Source organism: bacterium (genome assembly GCA_035308905.1).
Classification (GTDB): domain Bacteria; phylum Sysuimicrobiota; class Sysuimicrobiia; order Sysuimicrobiales; family Segetimicrobiaceae; genus DASSJF01.
Genome location: DATGFS010000037.1, coordinates 1 through 20,081, shown reverse-complemented (window position 1 = coordinate 20,081; position 20,081 = coordinate 1). Strand labels below are relative to the sequence as shown.

Below are 20,081 nucleotides of genomic sequence, written 5' to 3'. Positions count from 1 at the left end.
GGGTGCAACGGTGAGCGAAGAGACACCGCGCCGGGACGCCGGGCCGGACGGCACGACGGCCGCAGAATCCGGATCGGAAACCTCGTCTACGGCCGGTCAAGACGCCGGCCGTCAGGCCGTCCCGCTCGAGGCGATTTCGACGCGGGAACTCCTCGTCTGGATGCTCGGCGTGCTCGGCGCCAAAGCGTGGCAGGGGCTGGGCCTCGTCCCGAATCCAGGGAGCGGAAAGATCGAGAAAGATCTCGGGGATGCAAAAATCGCGATCGACGCGTTTTCGGGGCTGCTCGAGGCGATGCGGCCGCAGCTCGAGGGGCAGGCGCTGCGCGACACCGAGACGCTGTTGACCACGCTGCGCCTGAATTTCGTCGAAAAGAGCAGCGAGACGTAGCCTCGAAGCGACAGACGCGTCTTATCCACACGTTGTTGTCCACATTATCCCGATTTCGCGCGAACGAAGTTTCCCGATTGCGGGAGCGCACCGCGCGTGCTACAAATAGTGCTGGAGGCGCAAGCCCTCCGGCCAGAGTAGCCGACTCAAACGCTCGCGCACGTGGACGCCGAGAGCTGGTCAAGCGTACTTCGGGGGTAACTCCGGAGAACAGCTGGCAGGCGGTAGGCACCGGCGGCGAGAGCTGAAGACGGTGAGACGCCGGGGCGGTGAGCGCCTCCCGTATTTTTCGACGCCCGCGCATACCCCGGGCTAGTCCCGCGCCAGCGGGGCCCGGTATAATCTTCAGTAAGACCCATGCCGAACCGTCTGACCGGCGCCCGCAGCGCCTACCTCGTGTCCGCCGCCCACCAGCCCGTCGACTGGTATCCGTGGAGCGACGCCGCGTTCGACCGCGCGCGCGCCGAGGACAAGCCGATTCTCCTCGATATCGGGGCGGTGTGGTGCCACTGGTGCCACGTGATCGATCGCGAGTCGTACGACGATCCCGAGACCGCGGCGGTCATCAACGCCAATTTCGTCGCCGTGAAGGTCGACCGCGACGAGCGCCCGGACGTGGACGTGCGCTATCAGAACGCGGTCAGCGCGATCACGGGACAGGGCGGGTGGCCGCTCACGGCCTTCTTGACCCCGGACGGCCACGTCTTCTTCGGCGGAACCTACTTCCCGCCCGACGGCGCGCACGGCCGTCCCGGATTCAAACAGGTGCTCCGGTCGGTCGCGGAGTTCTACCGCACGCGGCGGGACCAAGCGCACGGCTATGCCGGCGAGCTCCATCAGGCGCTGCACCGTCTCGGCGACGTCCGCGACACCGGCGAGGTCCTGACGCCGGCGCTGGTCGCGGCCGCGGTCGCCGATATCACGCGGCAGTTCGACGCGGTTCACGGCGGCTTCGGGGGCGCGCCGAAGTTTCCGCACTCGAGCGCCATCGAGCTGCTGCTGCGGCGCCACGACCGCACCGGCGACCCCGAACTGCTCTCGGTCGCCGCGCGGACGCTCGAGAAGATGGCGCGCGGCGGCGTGTACGATCAGCTCGGCGGGGGGTTCCACCGGTACTCCGTGGACGCGGCGTGGATCGTCCCGCACTTCGAGAAGATGCTGTACGACAACGCCGGCCTGCTGGCCAACTACGCCGGCGCGTTCCGCGCGACCGGCCGGCCGGTGTTTCGGGACGCCGCCGCCGGCATCATCGCCTACGTGCGCGGCACGCTCATGGACAGACCGGAGGGCGGCTTCTACACGAGCCAGGACGCCGACATCTCGCTCGACGACGACGGCGACTACTACACGTGGACGCGCGAGGAGGCGGCGGCCGCGCTGAACCCCGACGAGCTCGCCGCGGCCGCGCTGCGGTACCATCTCGACGGCCCCGGCGAGATGCCCCACGATCCCCGGCGGCACGTGCTGTATCTCGACAAAGACCCCGATGCCGTCGCGGCGCTGCTCAACCGTCCGCCCGACGACGTCCAGGTACTGCTGGCGCGGGCGCAGGAGCGCCTCCTCGCGGCGCGGGCCGGCCGGACCGCGCCGTTCGTCGACCGCACGATCTACGCCGGATGGAACGGCATGATGATCTCGGCGTTCTTTGCGGCCGCCCGCGTGCCGGGCCTCGCCGGAGCGGCCGACGACGCGCTCCGGGCGCTCGAGCGCGTCCTTCGCGACGCGGCGGGGCACACGGCGGGCGGCCGCGGCTTCCGGCACGTCGTCGGCGCGCCGGAGAGCATCGGCGGACTCCTCGACGATCAGGTCCAGCTGGCGGGCGCGCTGCTCGACGCCTTCGAGCATACCGGCGAGCCGCGATTCCTTCGTCTCGCAGCCGAGACCGCGGAGTACGTCCTCGAAGAGTTTCGCGCGCCGTCCGGCGCGTTCTACGACGTCGCGGCGACAGGCCGGGAATCGAGGCCGGGCGGGCTCGGGCTGCCGTACGTCCCCGTCCAAGACGCGCCCACGCCCTCAGGCAACGGCGTGGCCGTTCTGGTGCTCGAGCGGCTCGCCGCGCTGACGGGCGACGAACGGTATCGCGCCGAGGCGGAGCGGGCGCTGCGGGCGTGCGCGCCGGGCCGCGTCGAGCAGGGGCTGTTCACCGCGACGCTCGGCCTGGCGCTGGAAACGCATCTCGCGCCGCCGCTGCACGTCGTGATCGTCGGGCCGCGCGCGCATCCCAACACCCTCGCGCTGCGTGCGGCGGCGTTGGGGACCTACCGCCACGGACTCGTCGTGCAGACCTACGATCCGGAGGCGGCCGGCGGCGAGGCGGGCCGGCTTCCGGCCGTGGTGACCGCCGGCGCCGCGGCCGGCGTCGATTTCATGGTTGCCGGCCGCGGGTCGGCCGGCACGCGTGAAGGGCCGCGCGCGTACGCGTGCACCGCGACGGAGTGCGCGGCGCCGGCCGTTTCCGCGCAGGCGCTGACGGAGACCATCCGGACGTTCGGACGCGCCGCGCCTTGAGCTACGTTCGGCTCAAGCACGCGCTCTCCGCCATCGCGCTCGAATCGCTCCGCCAGCCCGACGCCGCGCTCGTCGCCTCCGCGATGGCCGCGTACGCCCGAACCGGCACCGGCGGCGCCGTCCCGGTCGAGGCGCTGGCGCGCGACGTCGCCGCGCTGTCCCCGCGTGGGGAGGACCAGGACGCGGTCCGCCGTGCGCTGCTCGAGACCGGCCTGTTCGTCGAGGAATCGGGCGGCATCGCGCTGGCCCCGGCGTACCGTTCCCACGGCGCCTACTTTTACCGCCAGGCGACGAGGCTCTCCGACGCGCTGCGTCTTGTCGCGCAGCCGCCGGCTCCCGGCGTTCCGGCGGACGTCCACCGGGGCGCCGCGCTGTTCGACGCGGGGCTGTTCTTCGAGGCGCACGAGTATTGGGAGGACGTGTGGCGGGCGAGCCGCCCGCCCGAGCGCACGTTCTACCATGGGCTCGTTCAGGCGGCGGCCGGCTGCTATCACGCGGAGAAGGGCAACGCTCACGGCGCGGACGTGCTGCTGGCGAAGGCGCGCGCCAAGCTGCAGGCGTTCGCCCCGCGGTATCTCGGCGTCGACGTCGCGGCGCTCCTCCGGTCGCTGGAGGCGGTCCGCGCCGGCGCGGCCCCGCGGGAGGCCGCGGCCGTTCCGGGAATCTTTCGCCGCCCCGTGCGGCCTGCGCGATGATGCCGGACGTCGACCAGCTCTCGCTGCTGCCGCCGGCCCCTGCAGCGCCGGTGGGCGGCCGCATCTACGTCGGGACGTGCTCGTGGGCGGAGAAGTCGTTCGTGAAGAGCGATTTTTATCCGTCGGGAGTGCGCGGCGCCTCCGACCGGCTGCGGTACTACGCCGGCCGGTTCCCCACGGTTGAGGTCGACGCATCGTACTTCGCGCTGCTGCCGCCGGCCTACAGTCGCCGCTGGGCGGAAGAGACGCCGCCGGGGTTCGTCATGAACGCGAAGGCGTTCGGGCTGTTCACCGGGCACGGCGCCGCGGTCAAGCGGCTCCCCGCGGGCTTCGCCGGGTTGCTGCCCGCGCGCCTCCGGGACGCGGCCGAAGTGAAGCTGCCCGACGTGCCGGAGGAGTTTCGGAACGCGTGCTGGGACGCGTACCGCGAATTTCTCGCGCCGCTCGGGGACGCGGGTAAGCTCGGCTACGTGCTGTTCCAGCTGCCGCCCGGAACGCGCTACGCGCCGGCGGTCGTCGACGAGATGGCGCGCTGGCGCGAGGAGCTCGCCGGGCGGCGGATCGCCGTGGAATTCCGGCACCGCAGCTGGTCGCATCACCCGGAGGTGCTCGACGAGCTGGCGCGGCTCGGACTTGCCTACGTCATGGTGGATCTGCCCGACCTGCCGTGGCTGATGCCGCCGGTCGAGGCGGTGACCTCCAAGATCGCGGTGATCCGCTTCCACGGACGAAACCGCGAAGGCTGGGCCCGCGCGGGCGCGTCGACCGATCAGCGCTACGACTACGCCTATTCCGGCGAGGAACTGCGGCAGTGGGCGGGCGTCGCGCGGCGGCTGGCGGAGCGCGCGGACAGACTCTACGCGATGTTCAACAACCACGTCGGCGGCGCCATGGCGCGCGACGCGCGGACCTTGGCCGATCTGCTCGAGGGACGAGGCTGAGCGGCCTTCATCGCGAGGGGCGCATGATCCTCGTCACGTCGGCCCATCCGTACGCGACTTCCTCGAGGCCCGCTCCGCCGATCTCGATTCGCGTGACCTCGATCCGTGTGCCTCCCAACGCCTCGTAGAAACGGCATGCCGGGTTATCCGCAAGCACCCACACCAGCATTGAACGGATGCCGTGCTCGACGAACCAGGCCACGACGTTCAGGACCAGATCCCGCCCGAGGCCCCGCCCCTGAAATGCTTCGACGATGTAAATCGCGGACAATCGGCCTTCGTACGCTAGGTGCGGAGTTTGTGGCCGCGCGCCGTCCGCAAAGCCGACGATGCCCTGCGCGCCGGCCTCGGCCACGAACACCCCGTGGCGTTCGGGCGGGCCGTTGAGGACGCGATGCCAGAGTGCTTCACGATCCCGATAGGACAGCCCGTCCAGAAATGCTTGCGGGACGATGCCGCGGTACGTTGACCGCCAGGCGTCGACGTGTACGCGGGCGATGGCGGCGACATCCGCCGTCGTGGCGGCTCTCACCGCCGGCCGGGCATCGCCGGGGTGACTGCGCGACTTACCGCCGCCGCGCGGCGTAGAAGATCCGCTGCGCGTCCGGCGTCACCTCGTCGAACGTTTCGCTGCTCCAACGCCCGAGGATGGTGAACGCGGCGCCCGTCAGGGCCGCGTCGATCGCGGGAACCGGGTACCCCCGTTCGCGGTGCACTTCCTTGACCCGCTCGTAGAGGTCGCCCTGCCGGTGCAGGAAGGCGTTTACGCGGAGGGTGGCGATTCCGGAATCGTAATCGAATTCACTTTGGTTGGCTTCGAACGCGTCGTCGGAGTCCTGGATGATCCACACCCGGTTGCCCCATCGCGTCGCCAGGCCGCGCACCGTTGCCATGTCGAAGAGGAAGAGTCCGCCGGGGCGGAGCGACTCCGCGACCGCGCTCATCGCCCGGCGAAGTTCGCCCTCGTCGACCAAAAAGTTGAGGCTGTCGTAGAGACAGGTCGCGGCATCCACCGGCGCGGGAAGACGCAGCTCGCGCATGTCCTGCTCGAGCCAGGTGATGCGGACGCCGCTTCGATCGGCGGCCGCGCTCGCGAGCGCGAGCATCTCCGGCGACTGGTCGATCCCGGTCACGGCGAGCCCCTTTCGGGCCATCGCCACCGCGAACTCCCCCGCGCCGCATGCCACGTCCGCCAGCGTGCGCGTCCCGCTGCCGTGGCGTTCGAGCACGGCCGCCACCCAGGGTACGAGCTGTAGGCTGAACCGTCCCTGACCGGCTTTGGCGTAGGCTTCCGCGTACCGGCGGTAGATGCTCACGGGGCCGTCTGTTCGGCCGGCGCCGCCGGCGTTCCTGTGAAGGCCGCGCTGGGCAAAATGGCCACGAAGGGAGGCGGCAACTATGCTGCAGGCCATTTTGACTGCCATTCTGTTGATCCTCGACGCGGCGATCGTTCTCGCGAACCCGTCGGCGTTCCAGGGTTCGCTGAGTCTCCGCATGCCCGGAGCGGCGGACCAATTCGTCGTTTTGACGATTCAGGACTTGATGGTGGCCGCCGGGGCCGCACTTGTGCTCGCCTGGATCGCGTCGCTGCTCGACCACGGCGCGCTCGACCGCCGTGTGCAGCAGTACGAGCGGACGATGCGCGTGATGGGCGACGAGATGCTCCGGGTGAAGGCCAAAGCGTATGACGAGGAACGGCAGCCGCTCGAGGACATCCGCGTCAGGCTCGATACGCTCGACCGCGACATCCGCGGCCTGCGGGCGCGCATCGACCGCGAACCGCTGCCGAGGCCGGTCGATACGACCCGCGTGACGATGAACAACCCGACCTAGGCCGGACGGCGCGCGAATCGGCGATCGCGACCGATTGCCAAGTCGATAGATGACCCGGGCCGGGCCGCCTCCGGCGGCCCGGCCCGGCGTGTCCACTTGCGTCCGCACGTACGTTTGTGCGCCGATGGGCGGGAGCAGGGAACCCGCCGGGCGGCGCGGCAGTGTTCTCCATGCCCACGAAGATCGTCGACGTCGTCGTGCGCGACGTCCGGTTTCCCACCTCCCGCGCGCGCGACGGCTCGGACGCGATGAACCCCGACCCCGATTACTCCGCCGCCTACGTGGTGCTCAAGACCGATCATCCCGCGGGGATCGAGGGCCACGGCCTCACCTTCACGATCGGCCGCGGCAACGACGTCTGCGTCGCGGCGATTCGCGCGCTCGCGCCGCTGGTCCGGGGCCGGACCCTGGAATCGTGTACCGGCGCCATGGGCCAGCTCTACCGGACGATCACCGGAGACAGCCAGCTCCGGTGGATCGGGCCGGAAAAGGGCGCGATCCACCTCGCGACGGCCGCGGTCGTGAACGCGATGTGGGACCTGTACGCGAAGGCGGAGGGGAAGCCCCTTTGGAAGCTGCTGAGCGATCTGTCTCCCGAGGCGCTGGTGGCCGCGATCGACTTTCGCTACATGAACGACGCGCTGACGGCCGACGAGGCGCTGGACTTGTTGCAGCGGCGGCAGGCGGGCCGCGCCGGCCGCGAGGCGGAGATGCGGCGCGACGGATTTCCGGCCTACACGACCTCCGCGGGCTGGCTCGGCTACCCGGACGAGAAGGTCCGGCGCCTGTGCCGGGAGGCGGTCGCGGCGGGCTGGACCCATATCAAGATGAAGGTCGGCGTCAACCCCGACGACGACCGGCGCCGCGCCGCCCTGATCCGTGAGGAGATCGGACCCGACCGCGCGTTGATGATGGACGCGAACCAGTACTGGGACGTCCCCACGGCGATCGAGCGGATGGCCGCTCTCGTCGGCTTCCGGCCGTTGTGGATCGAGGAGCCGACGAGCCCCGACGACATCCTCGGTCACGCCGCGATCGCGCGGGCGGTGGCGCCGGTCGGGGTGGCGACCGGCGAGCACGTGCACAACCGGGTGATGTTCAAGCAGTACTTTCAGGCGAACGCAATCGCGTTCTGCCAGGCGGACGTGGCGCGGCTCGGCGGGGTCAACGAGATGCTGGCGGTACTTCTGCTGGCGGCGAAGTTCGGGATCCCGGTGTGCCCGCACGCCGGCGGGGTCGGCCTGTGCGAGTACGAACAGCACATCTCGCTGTTCGACTACATCGCGGTGTCGGGCTCGCTCGAGCGCCGCGTGCTCGAGTACGTGGATCACCTGCACGAGCATTTCATCGATCCCGTCGTGATCCGGCGAGGACGGTACATGCCGCCGCTCCGGCCGGGTTTCAGCGTGACGATGCGGCCGGAGTCGCTGGACGCGTACGAGTTTCCGCGCGGCCGCATGTGGCAGGAGGCCGCTGGATAGCGGCCGGAGGTCCTGCGGAGACGGGGCAGGAGGCCGCTGCAGGATGACGCCGGCGGGCGGCGCGGCGATGCGGTTCGCCCGGGTGTGGATCCCGGGGCGGGGGCCGTCCCTGGGAGTGTGCGAGGGGGCGGACGTCCGGTTGCTCGCGACGGCGGCCGGCGCGGCCGTGGACTCGCTCGAGGCGCTGCTCGAGGAAGCGGCGCGGACCGGCGCCGGCATCAGGGAGGCCGCCCGCGGCATGCTGGGTCGCGGCGGCGTCCATGCGTACCGCGATCTCGACCGCCCGCCCGATTCCGGACGTCCGCACTTCCTGGCGCCCGTGGCCGCGCCGGAAGTATGGGCCGCCGGCGTGACCTACGAGCGAAGCCGCGAGGCGCGCCTCGCCGAGACCACGACCGTCGGGATCTACGATAAAGTCTACGACGCGGAGCGGCCGGAGGTGTTCTTCAAGGCGACCGCCTCGCGATGCGTCGGCCCGAACGCCGCGGTCGGGGTCCGCGCCGACTCCCGCTGGACGGTGCCGGAGGCCGAACTGGCCGTGGTGCTTGACGGAGCCGGCGCGATCGTCGGCTACACGCTCGGCAATGACATGAGCGCCCGCGACATCGAGGGCGAGAATCCGCTGTATTTGCCGCAGGCCAAGATTTATCGGGCGTGCTGCGCGCTCGGGCCGGTCGTACTGGTGAGCGACGCGCCCGTGCAGCGGGCCCTCACGCTGTGGTGCCGGATCTCGCGCGGCGGGCGCGAGGTGTTTCGCGGCGAGGTATCGACCGCGCGCCTCCACCGGCCGCTCGCCGACCTTATCGCCTGTCTCAAGCGGTCCAACGACGTGCCGGCGATGACCGTGCTGCTGACCGGCACCGGCATCGTGCCGCCCGACGAGTTTGCCTGCGAGGCGGGCGATCTGATCGAGATCGGGGCCGACGAGATCGGCGTGCTGCGGAACCCGGCGGTGCGCGTGGCCTAGCGCGGGGACGCCCGGCGGGTATCACCGGACGCGCGTTGAATCTAGCGCCACCGGCAGTGAATCCCACGGCGTGAAGGAAAGGGCTCGATGACGGGACAATTTGGCCTGACTTTGCCTAATCGCGGCGTCCTGCTCGACGCCGTCACGGCGGACGAGTTACTGGACCTCGGGGAAGCCGCCGACCGGTCCGGCGCATTCCAGTCGATCTGGGTCGGCGACAGCCTCCTCGCGAAGCCGCGCGTCGAGTCGGTGGTGCTGTTGGGGGCGCTCGCCGGCCGGACGCGGCGCACGCGGCTCGGCGTGGCGTGCATGGCGTCCTTCCCCCAGCGGCATCCGGTGCTGCTCGCGGTGCAGTGGGCCAGTCTCGACGTCCTCTCGAACGGACGGGCGCTGTTGATCGCCTGTCTCGGCGGGGCCGACGAGATGAGCGCGGCCCAGGCCCTCGAGCATCGGACGATGGGCATCGCCTCGAAGGAGCGGATCGGCCGCCTCGAAGAGGGCATCGTGCTGCTGCGCCGGCTGTTTACAGAGGAGCAGGTGATCCACCACGGCCGCTTCTACGACACCGACGGTGTGACGGTCGAGCCGAAGCCGGTGCAGAAGCCTCTGCCGATCTGGATCGCAAGCAACCCCACAACCGTGACGTACAAGGTCGGGCAGGCGATCGATGCCCGCAACGTGGAGCGCGCGTTCCGGCGGGTGGCGCATTTGGCGGACGGATGGATGACCAACAAGATCGCTCCCCGCGTCTTCGCCGAACAATGGAACACCATCCGCGGCATGGCGGCCGAGGAGGGACGCGATCCCGGCGCGCTCGGCAACGTCCTGTATCACAACATTAATATCAACCCCGACCGCAAGCACGCGCTCGAAGAGAGCACGCGGTTCCTCAATGCGTACTACACGGCCAACTTCACGCCGGCGTTTGTGGAAGCCTGGACCGCGATGGGGACCCCGGCGCAGTGCATCGAGCAGTTCCATGCGTACTTCGAGGCGGGCGTGCAGGAGATCGCGATCCGGCTGACCTCCTGGCAGCAGCGGCGCCAGCTCGAGCTGTTCCTGAACGAGGTCGCGCCCGCGTTCGCGGTCAATTCAAGCCTGGCACCATGACTTCGGTGCTGACAACTCTCGCCGACGTGCTGTCTCCCCGACGGTGCGCCCTGCTCGCGATCGATCTCCAGCGCGACTTTGTCGACGCCCGCGGCTGGGCGGCGCGGCGGGGATCGGGCGGCGCCCGGCTGCGTCGCGTCATTCCCGTGATCAACGGCCTGATCGCGGCGGCCCGCCGGGCCGGCGTCCCCGTCTGCTACGTGACGATGGAGCACGGCCGGGACGTCGACGCGCCCAACTACCAGGCCCGCTACGCGGCGCGGGGCATGCACGAGGAGATCCTCTGCGCGACCGGCGGGTGGGGCGCGACCCTCGACGATGAGCTCGACGCGCCCCGCTCGGGCGATCACCGCATCGTGCGTCATTCCTATGACGGGTTCGCCGGAACGGCGCTCGACGAATTGCTGCGCCGGCGCGGCGTCGAGACCGTGGTCGCATCCGGCGTCGTCACCAATCTCTGTGTGCAGACGACGGTCCAACATGCGTTCTCGCTCGGCTATTACGTCGTCGTCGCGGAGGACGGCACGGCCGCCGCCGACGAGACGGTGCAGGCCGTAACGTTGGAGAACTTTCGCCGCTACTTCGGCTACGTCGTTCCGTCCCAGACGATCGCGGCCCGCTGGGGCGACGCGCAGCCGTAGTCCATGCGCCGTTACGTGATCGGCCGGGTGGCCGGCGTGGTGCCGCTACTCCTCGGCATCTCGGTCATGCTGTTCGTGATCCTGAGCATCGCGCCCGGCGATCCGGTGGACTTCTTGCTCGCCAATAATCCCGATGTGACGCCGGGTGATATCGTCCGGCTCAAGCATCTCTACGGGCTCGACCGTCCCGTGTACGTGCGCTACGGGCGGTGGCTTGCGCAGGTCGCGCACGGCGATCTCGGATGGTCGGTCAATTACAAGCTGCCCGTGCGCCAGATGTTGGCGGAACGGCTGCCGATGAGCCTGGTCTTGATGTCGGCCGGGCTGGCGGCGTCGATTCTTGTCGCGATCCCGGCCGGCGTCTACTCGGCGCTGCATCAATACTCCGTGTTCGACTACGGCGCGACCGTCGGATCGTTTCTGGGCTTCAGCATTCCGCTGTTCTGGCTGGGGCTCATCATGATCTACATCTTCGCGGTCAAGCTTCACGTGCTGCCGCCCGGCGGCGTGCACGCCCCGGACGCGGGGACCGGATGGTCCGCGACGGTCGATTTTCTGCGCCATCTGATTCTGCCGGCCGCGGTCATCGCGCTGTACAACATGGCCAGCCTCGCCCGCTATACGCGTTCGAGCATCCTCGAGGTCAGCCGGCAGGACTACGTTCGGACCGCGCGGGCCAAGGGGCTCACCCGCTGGCGCGTGATGACGCGCCACGTCATGCGCAACGGCATGATCCCGATCGTGACGGTGCTGGCGCTTACCCTGCCGGTGCTCTTCGGCGGCGCGCCGGTGACGGAGACGGTCTTCGGGTGGCCGGGCGTGGGACAGCTGCTGATCCAGTCCGTGATCATCGGCGATTACGTCGTCGCGGTCGCGATTGTCATGTGCATCGCCGTGCTGGTGGTTGGATGCAACCTCGCCGCGGACGTGCTGTACGGCGTGCTCGATCCCCGCGTGCGCTACGAATGATCAACTACTGGCACATGGTGTGGGGCCGCTTCACCCGCCACCGGCTGGCGATGGCCGGCGGCGCGGCGGCGCTCGCGCTGGTGCTGAGCGCGCTGCTCGCGCCCTATGTGACGCCGTACCGTTTCGAGCAGATCAGTCTCGGCGGATTGTTCCGGCCGCCGAGCCCGGCGCATTTGTTCGGGACCGACGAGCTCGGACACGACGTCTTCACCCGGATTATCTACGCCGGTCGCATCAGCCTCAGCGTCGGCATCGCCGCGGCCGCCGTGTCCAGCGTGATCGGGACGGCCGTGGGGCTGCTCGCGGGATACCACGGAGGCTTGGTCGGCAGCGGCCTCATGCGGCTTACCGACATCTTCATCAGCGTGCCGCCGATCGTGGTGATGTTCGTGCTCGCGAAGGCGTTCGGGCCGGGCCTCCGCAGCATTGTGATCGTGCTCTGTCTGCTTGGGTGGATGGGGGCGGCCAGGCTTGTCCGGGCCGACGTCCTCCGCGCGCGCGGCCAGGACTACGCTGAAGCGGCCCGGGCGCTGGGCGCCTCCGAGGTCCGTGTGATGGTTCGGCACGTCCTGCCGAATTCGCTCGCGTCGGTGATCGTGGCGGCAACGCTGTTTGCCGGCCAGGCGATTCTCGCGGAGAGCACCATCAGCTACTTCGGCCTCGGAATTCAGCCGCCGCTGCCTTCGTGGGGCAACATGCTGCAGAATGCCCAAGAGTATCTCTGGACGACGCCGTGGCTGGCGGTCTATCCCGGCATCTTCATCTTCATCACGGTGCTGGCGTTCAATTTCCTTGGCGACGGACTCCGCGATGCGATTGATCCGCGTCTGAGGCTCTAAACTCCATGGGTGGGGGGGACACGATGATTCGCAAGGGACTGATGTACCTGCTGGCCGGCGCGATCCTGGTCTCGCTCGGCGTGCCGCGCGCCGGTGAAGGCGCGCCGGCGAGACGGGACATCGTCGTGGGAATGTACGCGGAGCCCGACACGCTGAATCCGCTCGTCACGAGCACCAACGGGGCGGAGATCATCAACGAGACCTTCCTCGATCCGCTGGTCGAGTACGACCGGGACAGCCGGCTGCAGCCCGTTCTCGTCGAGTCGATCCCCACGCTGCAGAACGGCGGGATCAAGCTTCGGCCGGACGGGAAGATGGACGTGACGTGGCGGCTGCGCGCCGGCGCCGCCTGGCAGGACGGACAGCCGGTCACGTCGGCCGACGCCCTGTTCACCGACGAGGTCGCGTCCAGTCCCAAGGTGCCTCTCGGCACCTATTCCTGCGGCGTCAAGAACCTCATCGACCGCGTTCAGGCGCCCGACGCGCGGACGTTTGTCGTGACGTTCAAGGCGCAGTACGCCTTCGCCACGGAGTGCGCGGTGGAGGGGGCCAAGCACGGGCTGCTGCCGCGGCACGTCTTCGAGCCCGTGTACCGGCGGGATCCCGCGAAGATCAAGGACATGCCGTACGGACAGGATCCGTCGGTCACGATCGGCGACGGGCCGTTCCGCTTCGTCCGGAGGGCGCAGGGCAGCGAGATCGTCGTCGAGGCGAACCCCTCCTATTGGCGGGGCCGGCCGGAGGTGGACCGCATCGTCTTCAGGTTCTTTCCGGATGCCAACGCCATCGTCGCCAACCTCCTGAGCGGCGCGATCGACGTCGCGGCGCCCCAGCCGGTCGGCATCAACTTCGCGCAGGCGCTGCAGATCGACGAGTTGATCCAGCGCGGCCAGGCGAAGGGTATCGCGGTCCGCTATAAGCCGGTCGCGATTCACGAAGCGTTGTTCTTCAATCAGGCGAACCCGCTCTTGCGGGACCTGCGGGTCCGTCAGGCGCTGGCGTACGCGACCGACCGTCAGGCGATCAGCGAGGCGCTGTTCCGCGGCAAGCAGCCCGCCACCGACCTCTTCCTTCCGCCGAACACGCCGATGGTCGACACGCAGATCCGGACGTACCCGCACGACGCCGCCAAGGCGCGCGGCCTCCTCGGAGAGGCGGGATGGCGTCCCGGCGGCGACGGGATCATGGTGAACGGCGCGGGGCAGCGGCTGCAGCTCGTCATCACGGCCACGTCCGGCAACCGCGACCGCGAACGCATCGAGCAGATTTTGCAGCAGCAATGGAAGGACGCGGGCGTGGACCTGGTGGTGGAGAATGCGCCGGCGCGGATCGTCTACGGGGAGCTGTTCTACCAGCGCCGCTATAAGGGCGTGCTGCTCGGCAGCGACGCGTTCGCGACGCCGCTCCATCCGCGCCTCGATGTGTACTATTCCCGGGAGATCAAGGACGTCGGCGTGGTCTCCCGCAACGAGCTCGGCTGGTCGACGCCGCAGACCGACACGATCATCACCGCATATCTTCGAGAGCCCGACGTGAACAAGCGAAAGGCCCTGGTCTCTCAGTTCCAGCGGATCTGGGCCGACGAGGTGCCGCTCTTGCCGCTGTACTGGTGGGTGTCGGTCTGGGCCTATAACGAGAAGCTCCAGGGCATCGATCCCGTGGGCACGGCGATCGATCCGAGTCCCTTTGTGTGGAACGCGCGTCTGTGGCGGTGGGCGCAGTAAGAGGCGATTCCGTCGCGAGCGATCTGGCGGAGGGGGTGGGATTCGAACCCACGGACCCCGGTTAAGAGGTCACGGTTTAGCAAACCGTTGCCTTGGACCACTCGGCCACCCCTCCGGGCGTTCTCTATCGTACCTTCCTTGGGTCCCGTCCGCAAGGGACGAGGGGAAAATAGGTATCGCAGGCGCGATCGTAGGCAGGGAAGGAGAATGATGCGGCGGCCCTCGTTGGCAGTGGCGGTATGTCTTTCCCTGGCAGTGGCGCTGGGCGGAATCGCGCGGGCGTCGGTGCCGGGCGGCACGTTCGTGACCGTGATCACGGAAAATCCGGACAACCTGAACCCGTACCTGCACGGGCTCCTGGCTTCCGGCAGCGTCTACCGGTACGTCTTCGACAGCCCGTTCACGGTCGATTGGACCGGCACGTGGAAGCCCGCGCTCGCGACCGCGGACACGGTCAGTGCCGACGGCAAGACCTGGACGCTCACGCTGCGGCCGGGCGTACGCTGGTCCGACGGCCAGCCGTTCACGTCCGCGGACGTGAAGTACACTTGGCAGCTGGCGACCAACAAGGACGTCCACGTCACGTACGCGACCGGCTTCGATAAGATCGCGTCGGTCGACACCCCGAGCGCGACGAAGGTCGTCTACCATCTAAAGGAAGCCTACGCGCCGTTCAAAGAGCAGGTGATGGGCGCGCCGATCGTGCCGCAGCACATCCTCGGGCCGCTGTCCGCCGACCAGATCAACCGGGCGCCGTTCAATCAGAAGCCGGTCGGCACCGGGCCCTTCACCGTCACGGAGTTCGTGACGGACGATCACGTGACCCTGACCGCGAACCCGTCGTACTGGGGCCCGAAGCCCAAGCTTCAGCGGATCGTGGTGCGGATCGTGCCGGACCAGAACACGCAGGTCAATCTCATGAAGGCCGGCGACCTGAGCGTTCTCACCGGCGTGCCGCCCGCGCGCCTCGAGGAGATGCGCCGGAGTCCCGGCGTCGTGATCAAACGGTACCTCGCGCCGGTCTACCAGCTCATCCAGCTGGACGAGTACGAATTCCTGAAAGACGTCACCGTCCGTCAGGCACTCGACTTCGCGACCCCCAAGACCTCCATCATCAAGAACGTGATGAAGGGGCAGGCCGAGCCGGCGGTGAGCGACATGGTGCCGAACGGGCCGTGGGCCAACAAGCAGATCACGCCGCGCCCGTACGATCTGGACCGCGCGCGCGCACTCTTGTTGAAGGACGGCTTCGCGCCCGGCCCGGGCGGTGTGCTGGCGAAGAACGGCCGGCGCCTCGAGATTCCGCTGTGGACGCTCTCCGGCCGGCAGACCGACGCGCAGATGCTGGAGGTGATCGCGCAGTCGTGGCGCGCGCTCGGGGTGGCGACCGACACGCACGTCGCAAGCGCCGCGGCGCTGTTCGGGCAGAACGGGCCGCAGTGGAACGGCAAAGACGCGGCCTTGCTCTACAGTTGGGGGCAGGGGACGTTTCCGGAGAACAAAATCAACTGGCATTCTTCCTACATCCCCAAGGACGCCAACTCGCCGGGCGAGAACGCGGAACGGTACAGCAACCCGGAGATGGACCGGCTGCTCGACCAGGCGGACCGGGCGGTCGGCGACGCGAAGCGCCGCGCGATCTACGCCAGGATCCAGGAGCTGGAACAGCGGGACGTGCCGGTCATCTTCGTCTTCTGGTTCGTCAACAACAATGCGGTGGCCGCCAACGTTCAGGGGTACGATGTCTCCACATTCGGCGAGACGCCGCCGGAAGGATGGAGCACGCGTTAGCCGCCCACCCGCGCGCGCGACCTCGCGCGGGGCCCCGGCGGTGACGGCCTGATGTCGTCGTACGTCGCCCGCCGGATCGTCCAGGCGGTCCTGCTGCTGATCGCGGTGTCGTTTGTCAGCTACGGGATCATGAACGTGGCGCCCGGCGGCCCGCTCGCGGTCTATCTGCATAACCCCCAGGTGACCCCCGACAAGATCGATCTGCTGCGGCATCAGTTGGGACTCGACCGCCCGTGGTACGCGCGGTACGTGAGCTGGCTCGGCGGCCTGGTGCAGGGTCATTGGGGCTACTCCTATTACACGGGCCGTCCGGTGCTGGCCATGATCGGCGAGCGCCTGCCCGCGACGTTCACGCTCATGCTCGGCGCGTTCGCCCTTGCGATCGGGCTGTCGTTTCCGATCGGCCTTTACGCCGCCACGCACAAGTACCGGTGGGGCGACAACCTGCTCTCGTTCGGGTCGTTCTTCGCCTGGGCGATGCCGACGTTCTGGTTCGGCCTGATGCTGCAGCTCCTGCTCGGTGTGCAGCTGCGGCTCCTCCCGCTTGCCGGCATGCACGAGATCGGCCTGACCTCCGCCGGTGACTTGGCCCGCCATTTGGTCATGCCGGCGATGGTGCTCGGCCTCGGCTCGATCGCGAGTTGGAGCCGGTACCTGCGCAGCAGCCTCCTCGATACGCTGAATCAGGATTACGTCCGGACGGCGCACGCGAAGGGGCTGTTCGCACGGCACGTCCTGCGCCGGCACGTGCTGCGCAACTCGCTCATTCCGATCGTCACGCTGATGGGGCTCGACCTGCCGGCGCTCTTCAGCGGGGCCGTCGTCACCGAATCGATCTTCGGATGGCCCGGGATGGGCCGGCTCTTCCTCTCCGCGCTCAACAACCGCGACTATCCGCTGCAGATGGCCGGTCTGATGATCAGCGCGGCGCTACTCATCGCCGGCAACCTGCTGGCCGATCTGACCTACGCGGCGCTCGACCCCAGGATCAGATATGAGTGAGCCTGGCGAGAGCGGAATCCGCGCGGCGCCCGCGGCTGGAACCGGTGCCGCCCGGAGTGGAGTCCGCCCGCGCGCCGGCGGGCTCTGGGCGCTCGCGTGGGCCCGATTCCGGCGGCACCGCATGGCGTTGGCCGGCGTCGCGGTGCTCGCCGTCGTCGTAGGAGCCGTCGTGCTCGCGCCGCTCGTGACGCGGTATGATCCGACGGCGCTCGATCCCGACCACAGTCTCGCCGGCCCGACGTCCGCGCACCTGCTCGGTACCGACGATCTCGGGCGGGACGAATTCGCGCGCCTCCTGTACGGCGGCCGGATCAGCCTCCTGGTCGGCACCACCGCCATGTTGTTGGGGACGGCGATCGGGGTCACCTTCGGATCAATCGCGGGATACATGGGCGGGTGGATCGACACCGCCGTCATGCGGCTCGTGGACCTCATCTTGAGCTTTCCGGCCATCTTCCTTCTATTAATATTGCTGAACTGGACGGCGGGGCGGGCCCCGGTCATCATGATGGTCGCCTACCTGGGACTGTTCGGCTGGACCGGTCTCGCGCGGATCGTGCGGGCCGAGTACCTGTCGCTGCGCTCGCGAGAGTTCGTCGAGGACGCCCGCGCCGCCGGCGCCGGGACCCTCCGCATCATCTTCCGCCACATTCTGCCGAACGCGATGGGCCCGATCCTGGTGCAGGCGGCGTTCGCCGTGGCGGGTGCGATGCTCGCCGAGGCGGCGCTCGACTTCCTGGGGTTCGGCCTGCCGCCCGGCATTCCGACGTGGGGAAATCTTCTGACACAGGCCCAAAACTACATGACGAGCAACCCGGTGCTCGTGATCGCGCCGGGGCTCGTGGTGACGCTGACCGTGGTGGCGGTGTTCTTCATCGGAGACGCGCTGCGGGACGCGCTCGACGTCCGGTCCCGGTGATCCGCCTCGGGCGCCGGCCGGTTTCGGAGGGGGTCGTGTACTGTCGATTCCGGGGTTTGCCAAACGACTATTCTGTGAAAAGGCAAATTGAGGCTAGAACGGGAGGCTGACATGGCGACCAGGACCGAATACCAGCACGGCGAGTTCTCGTGGGTGACTCTCTCGACCTCCGATGTGGCGGCCGCGAAGCGGTTCTACGGCGGTTTGTTTGGGTGGCAGTTCAACGACATGCCCGCGGGCCCGGGCCAGACTTACACGTTCTGCGAACTGAACCATAAGAGTGTGGGCGGCCTCTCCGCGCTCACCCCGGAGATGGGGAACGCGCCCCCGCACTGGATGCCCTTCGTCAACGTGCGAAGCGCCGACGAAATCGGCAAGCGGGTGGCGAAGAACGGCGGGAAGGTGCTGTACGGCCCGGAGGACGTGCTGGACGTGGGCCGGATGGGCGCGTTCGCCGACCCCACCGGCGCGCGCCTGGCGTTCTGGGAGCCGAAGCGGCACAAAGGCGCGGCGCTGGTGGGTGAGACGGGCGCGATATGCTGGAACGAGGTGCTGACGCCCGATATCGAGGCCGCCGGCCGGTTCTATCGCGCCGTGTACGACTGGAGCAGCGACCTCGTCGATACGAGCGAGGACAGCTCCTACACGATCTTCAAGGCCGGCAACAACATGATCGCCGGCATGATGGCGAGACCGGCGCGCCTCAAGGATGTCCCGCCGAACTGGCTCACGTACTTCGGCACCGACGACGTCGACGCATCGGCCGCGAAGGTTCGGGAACTCGGCGGGAAAGTGATGCAGCCGCCCACGGACATTCCCGGCATCGGCCGCTTCGCAGTCTGTCAGGACGGTCAGGGCGCGGTGTTCGCCATCGCGAAGTTCATCCCGCCGGCTCAGTAGTTAGCGGCAGGGTGATGATGGGTGGTGGGCCGGCGCAGCCGGCCCACCACTGTTTGGAGGAGGGCGCGCCGACGCGCGGAACTGGAGTGTCCTCGGCCGCGGCACCGCCGAAGGAGGCCTCCCCGTGACGACGCACTACCTACCGCAAGACCGGGTGCACTTCACTTGGGACGTCCGGCACGAACCGGTTGTCAACGCGAGCAGCGGGGACGTGCTGGTCGTCCACACCCGCGACGTGAGTGACAACCAGATCACGCCGGCATCGACCGCCGCTGTCCTCGCGTCGTTGGACTGGAAGCGCGTTTATCCCCTGGCCGGGCCAGTGCGCGTCAAGGACGCGCGCCCGGGCGACACCCTGGCGGTCGAAATCTTAGATCTGCACACCCAGGGGTGGGGGTGGACGGCCATCATCCCGGGCTTCGGGCTCCTGGCCGACGATTTCCAGGAGCCGGCGCTGCGGATCTTCGATCTCACGGACGGCGACGCCGCCCACTTCCGGCGCGACATCGCGATCCCCATCGAGCCGTTCTTCGGGACGATGGGCGTGTGTCCGGCCGGCGCGGGCGAGCAGGCCGTGATGCCGCCGGGTACGTTCGGCGGCAACATGGACACGCGTCAGCTGACGCGCGGCGCCACGCTCTACCTGCCCGTGCAGGTCGAGGGCGCGTTGTTCAGCTGCGGCGATGCTCACGCGGCGCAGGGCGACGGCGAGGTATGTGTCACCGGCATCGAAGCGCCGATGTACGCGACGCTGCGCCTCACGCTCCAGAAGAGGCGCACGATTCCCGCGCCGCAGTTTGCGCACCCCGGACCGCTTGTGTCGCGGGTAAACCACGGCGGCTGGTACGGGACGACGGGCGTCGGGCCGGATGTGCATCGGGCGGCTCAAGACGCGGTGCGGGCGATGATCGCTCATCTATCGGAGACGCGAGGCCTCTCGGCCGAAGACGCCTACATGCTGGCGAGCCTCTGCGTAGACTTGAAGATCTCGGAGATCGTCGACGCCGGGCAGTTCATCGTGAGCGCGCTGCTGCCGATGGCGGTGTTTCACGATGCCGCGGCTTGAACGCGTCTCCGAGGTCCGGTACACTATGTGGTGCCGGGGTTGACAACGACCGCCGGCGACGCGCGCCCGTAGCTCAGCGGATAGAGCGCCGGACTACGAATCCGTAGGTCGGGGGTTCAAATCCCTCCGGGCGCGCCATTTTACCAAGGTCCAGCCCGGAGACATGGGTAACACTTCGTACTTAAGACATAGGTAACACTTTCGGCCCAAACGGATTGTCGAGCGGTTCGAGCACGCGCGTCTCGAGATCAAAGTAGCCCAAGTCATAGTCCATAAAGCTGACCAGCCAGATATCGTCGTGCACTTC

General features: G+C 68.7%; 20 protein-coding genes and 2 tRNA genes. 18 read left to right on the top strand and 4 right to left on the bottom strand.

Annotated elements, in window-relative coordinates; genetic code table 11:
• The first annotated feature begins 10 nt into the window (after nucleotides 1-10).
• The 4 genes from VKT83_11765 (at nucleotide 11) to VKT83_11750 (ending at nucleotide 4,532) form a co-directional block, all read left to right on the top strand.
• Entirely contained in the window at nucleotides 11-388 is a 378-nt protein-coding gene (locus VKT83_11765) for a DUF1844 domain-containing protein (GenBank protein HLY23130.1), read from the top strand.
• A gap of 357 nt (nucleotides 389-745) precedes the next feature.
• On the top strand, nucleotides 746-2,896 hold the full coding sequence (locus VKT83_11760) for a thioredoxin domain-containing protein (GenBank protein HLY23129.1): 2,151 nt from the start codon (nucleotides 746-748) through the stop codon (nucleotides 2,894-2,896).
• The gene (locus tag VKT83_11755) at nucleotides 2,893-3,591 is read left to right on the top strand and encodes a DUF309 domain-containing protein (protein HLY23128.1); all 699 of its coding nucleotides are present in this window, start codon (nucleotides 2,893-2,895) and stop codon (nucleotides 3,589-3,591) included. Before VKT83_11760 ends, VKT83_11755 begins: the two co-directional genes overlap by 4 nt.
• Nucleotides 3,588-4,532 (top strand): DUF72 domain-containing protein, encoded by a 945-nt coding sequence (locus VKT83_11750; protein ID HLY23127.1) that lies wholly within the window; start codon nucleotides 3,588-3,590, stop codon nucleotides 4,530-4,532. The genes VKT83_11755 and VKT83_11750 overlap by 4 nt, the downstream gene beginning before the upstream one ends.
• A 7-nt stretch (nucleotides 4,533-4,539) precedes the next feature.
• Here the strand turns inward: VKT83_11750 and VKT83_11745 are convergent, their stop codons facing one another.
• Both VKT83_11745 and VKT83_11740 read right to left on the bottom strand, forming a co-directional pair.
• Nucleotides 4,540-5,064: a GNAT family N-acetyltransferase gene (locus VKT83_11745; GenBank protein ID HLY23126.1), complete on the bottom strand. Its 525-nt coding sequence runs from the start codon at nucleotides 5,062-5,064 to the stop codon at nucleotides 4,540-4,542.
• A gap of 34 nt (nucleotides 5,065-5,098) precedes the next feature.
• The gene (locus VKT83_11740; protein HLY23125.1) at nucleotides 5,099-5,848 is read right to left on the bottom strand and encodes a class I SAM-dependent methyltransferase; all 750 of its coding nucleotides are present in this window, start codon (nucleotides 5,846-5,848) and stop codon (nucleotides 5,099-5,101) included.
• Nucleotides 5,849-5,930: 82 nt separating this feature from the next.
• Between VKT83_11740 and VKT83_11735 the strand changes: the two genes are divergently transcribed.
• The 8 genes from VKT83_11735 to VKT83_11700 all read left to right on the top strand — a co-directional run bounded on the left by VKT83_11735 (nucleotide 5,931) and on the right by VKT83_11700 (nucleotide 14,096).
• A complete protein-coding gene (locus VKT83_11735) occupies nucleotides 5,931-6,365 on the top strand; it encodes a hypothetical protein (protein HLY23124.1) in 435 nt (144 codons plus the stop codon).
• Between the two features lie 170 nt (nucleotides 6,366-6,535).
• Nucleotides 6,536-7,846, top strand: a complete 1,311-nt coding sequence (locus tag VKT83_11730; protein ID HLY23123.1) for an L-fuconate dehydratase — start codon at nucleotides 6,536-6,538, stop codon at nucleotides 7,844-7,846.
• 43 nt (nucleotides 7,847-7,889) lie between these two features.
• On the top strand, nucleotides 7,890-8,813 hold the full coding sequence (locus tag VKT83_11725; GenBank protein ID HLY23122.1) for a fumarylacetoacetate hydrolase family protein: 924 nt from the start codon (nucleotides 7,890-7,892) through the stop codon (nucleotides 8,811-8,813).
• Nucleotides 8,814-8,900: 87 nt separating this feature from the next.
• Nucleotides 8,901-9,923 (top strand): LLM class flavin-dependent oxidoreductase, encoded by a 1,023-nt coding sequence (locus VKT83_11720; protein ID HLY23121.1) that lies wholly within the window; start codon nucleotides 8,901-8,903, stop codon nucleotides 9,921-9,923.
• Nucleotides 9,920-10,564 carry an isochorismatase family cysteine hydrolase gene (locus tag VKT83_11715; GenBank protein HLY23120.1) on the top strand — a complete coding sequence of 215 codons (645 nt, stop codon included), beginning with the start codon at nucleotides 9,920-9,922 and terminating at the stop codon, nucleotides 10,562-10,564. Before VKT83_11720 ends, VKT83_11715 begins: the two co-directional genes overlap by 4 nt.
• A 3-nt stretch (nucleotides 10,565-10,567) precedes the next feature.
• Nucleotides 10,568-11,533: an ABC transporter permease gene (locus VKT83_11710; GenBank protein ID HLY23119.1), complete on the top strand. Its 966-nt coding sequence runs from the start codon at nucleotides 10,568-10,570 to the stop codon at nucleotides 11,531-11,533.
• Entirely contained in the window at nucleotides 11,530-12,372 is an 843-nt protein-coding gene (locus tag VKT83_11705; protein HLY23118.1) for an ABC transporter permease, read from the top strand. The genes VKT83_11710 and VKT83_11705 overlap by 4 nt, the downstream gene beginning before the upstream one ends.
• A gap of 23 nt (nucleotides 12,373-12,395) precedes the next feature.
• A complete protein-coding gene (locus VKT83_11700) occupies nucleotides 12,396-14,096 on the top strand; it encodes a peptide ABC transporter substrate-binding protein (protein ID HLY23117.1) in 1,701 nt (566 codons plus the stop codon).
• A 24-nt stretch (nucleotides 14,097-14,120) separates the two neighbouring features.
• Here the strand turns inward: VKT83_11700 and VKT83_11695 are convergent.
• Nucleotides 14,121-14,211, bottom strand: a tRNA-Ser gene (locus VKT83_11695).
• A gap of 116 nt (nucleotides 14,212-14,327) precedes the next feature.
• Between VKT83_11695 and VKT83_11690 the strand changes: the two genes are divergently transcribed.
• From VKT83_11690 to VKT83_11665, 6 genes are all read left to right on the top strand, one after another.
• Entirely contained in the window at nucleotides 14,328-15,887 is a 1,560-nt protein-coding gene (locus VKT83_11690) for a peptide ABC transporter substrate-binding protein (protein ID HLY23116.1), read from the top strand.
• 51 nt (nucleotides 15,888-15,938) lie between these two features.
• A complete protein-coding gene (locus VKT83_11685) occupies nucleotides 15,939-16,889 on the top strand; it encodes an ABC transporter permease (GenBank protein HLY23115.1) in 951 nt (316 codons plus the stop codon).
• On the top strand, nucleotides 16,882-17,808 hold the full coding sequence (locus tag VKT83_11680) for an ABC transporter permease (GenBank protein ID HLY23114.1): 927 nt from the start codon (nucleotides 16,882-16,884) through the stop codon (nucleotides 17,806-17,808). Before VKT83_11685 ends, VKT83_11680 begins: the two co-directional genes overlap by 8 nt.
• A 111-nt stretch (nucleotides 17,809-17,919) precedes the next feature.
• Nucleotides 17,920-18,708: a VOC family protein gene (locus VKT83_11675; GenBank protein ID HLY23113.1), complete on the top strand. Its 789-nt coding sequence runs from the start codon at nucleotides 17,920-17,922 to the stop codon at nucleotides 18,706-18,708.
• A 124-nt stretch (nucleotides 18,709-18,832) separates the two neighbouring features.
• Nucleotides 18,833-19,774, top strand: a complete 942-nt coding sequence (locus tag VKT83_11670; GenBank protein HLY23112.1) for an acetamidase/formamidase family protein — start codon at nucleotides 18,833-18,835, stop codon at nucleotides 19,772-19,774.
• A 62-nt stretch (nucleotides 19,775-19,836) separates the two neighbouring features.
• Nucleotides 19,837-19,912 (top strand) — tRNA-Arg (locus VKT83_11665).
• A gap of 43 nt (nucleotides 19,913-19,955) precedes the next feature.
• On the opposite strand, the gene VKT83_11660 is transcribed toward VKT83_11665, so the two are convergent.
• Nucleotides 19,956-20,081 (bottom strand): integrase (locus VKT83_11660; GenBank protein ID HLY23111.1); only part of this gene is annotated, 126 nt, incomplete at its 5' end.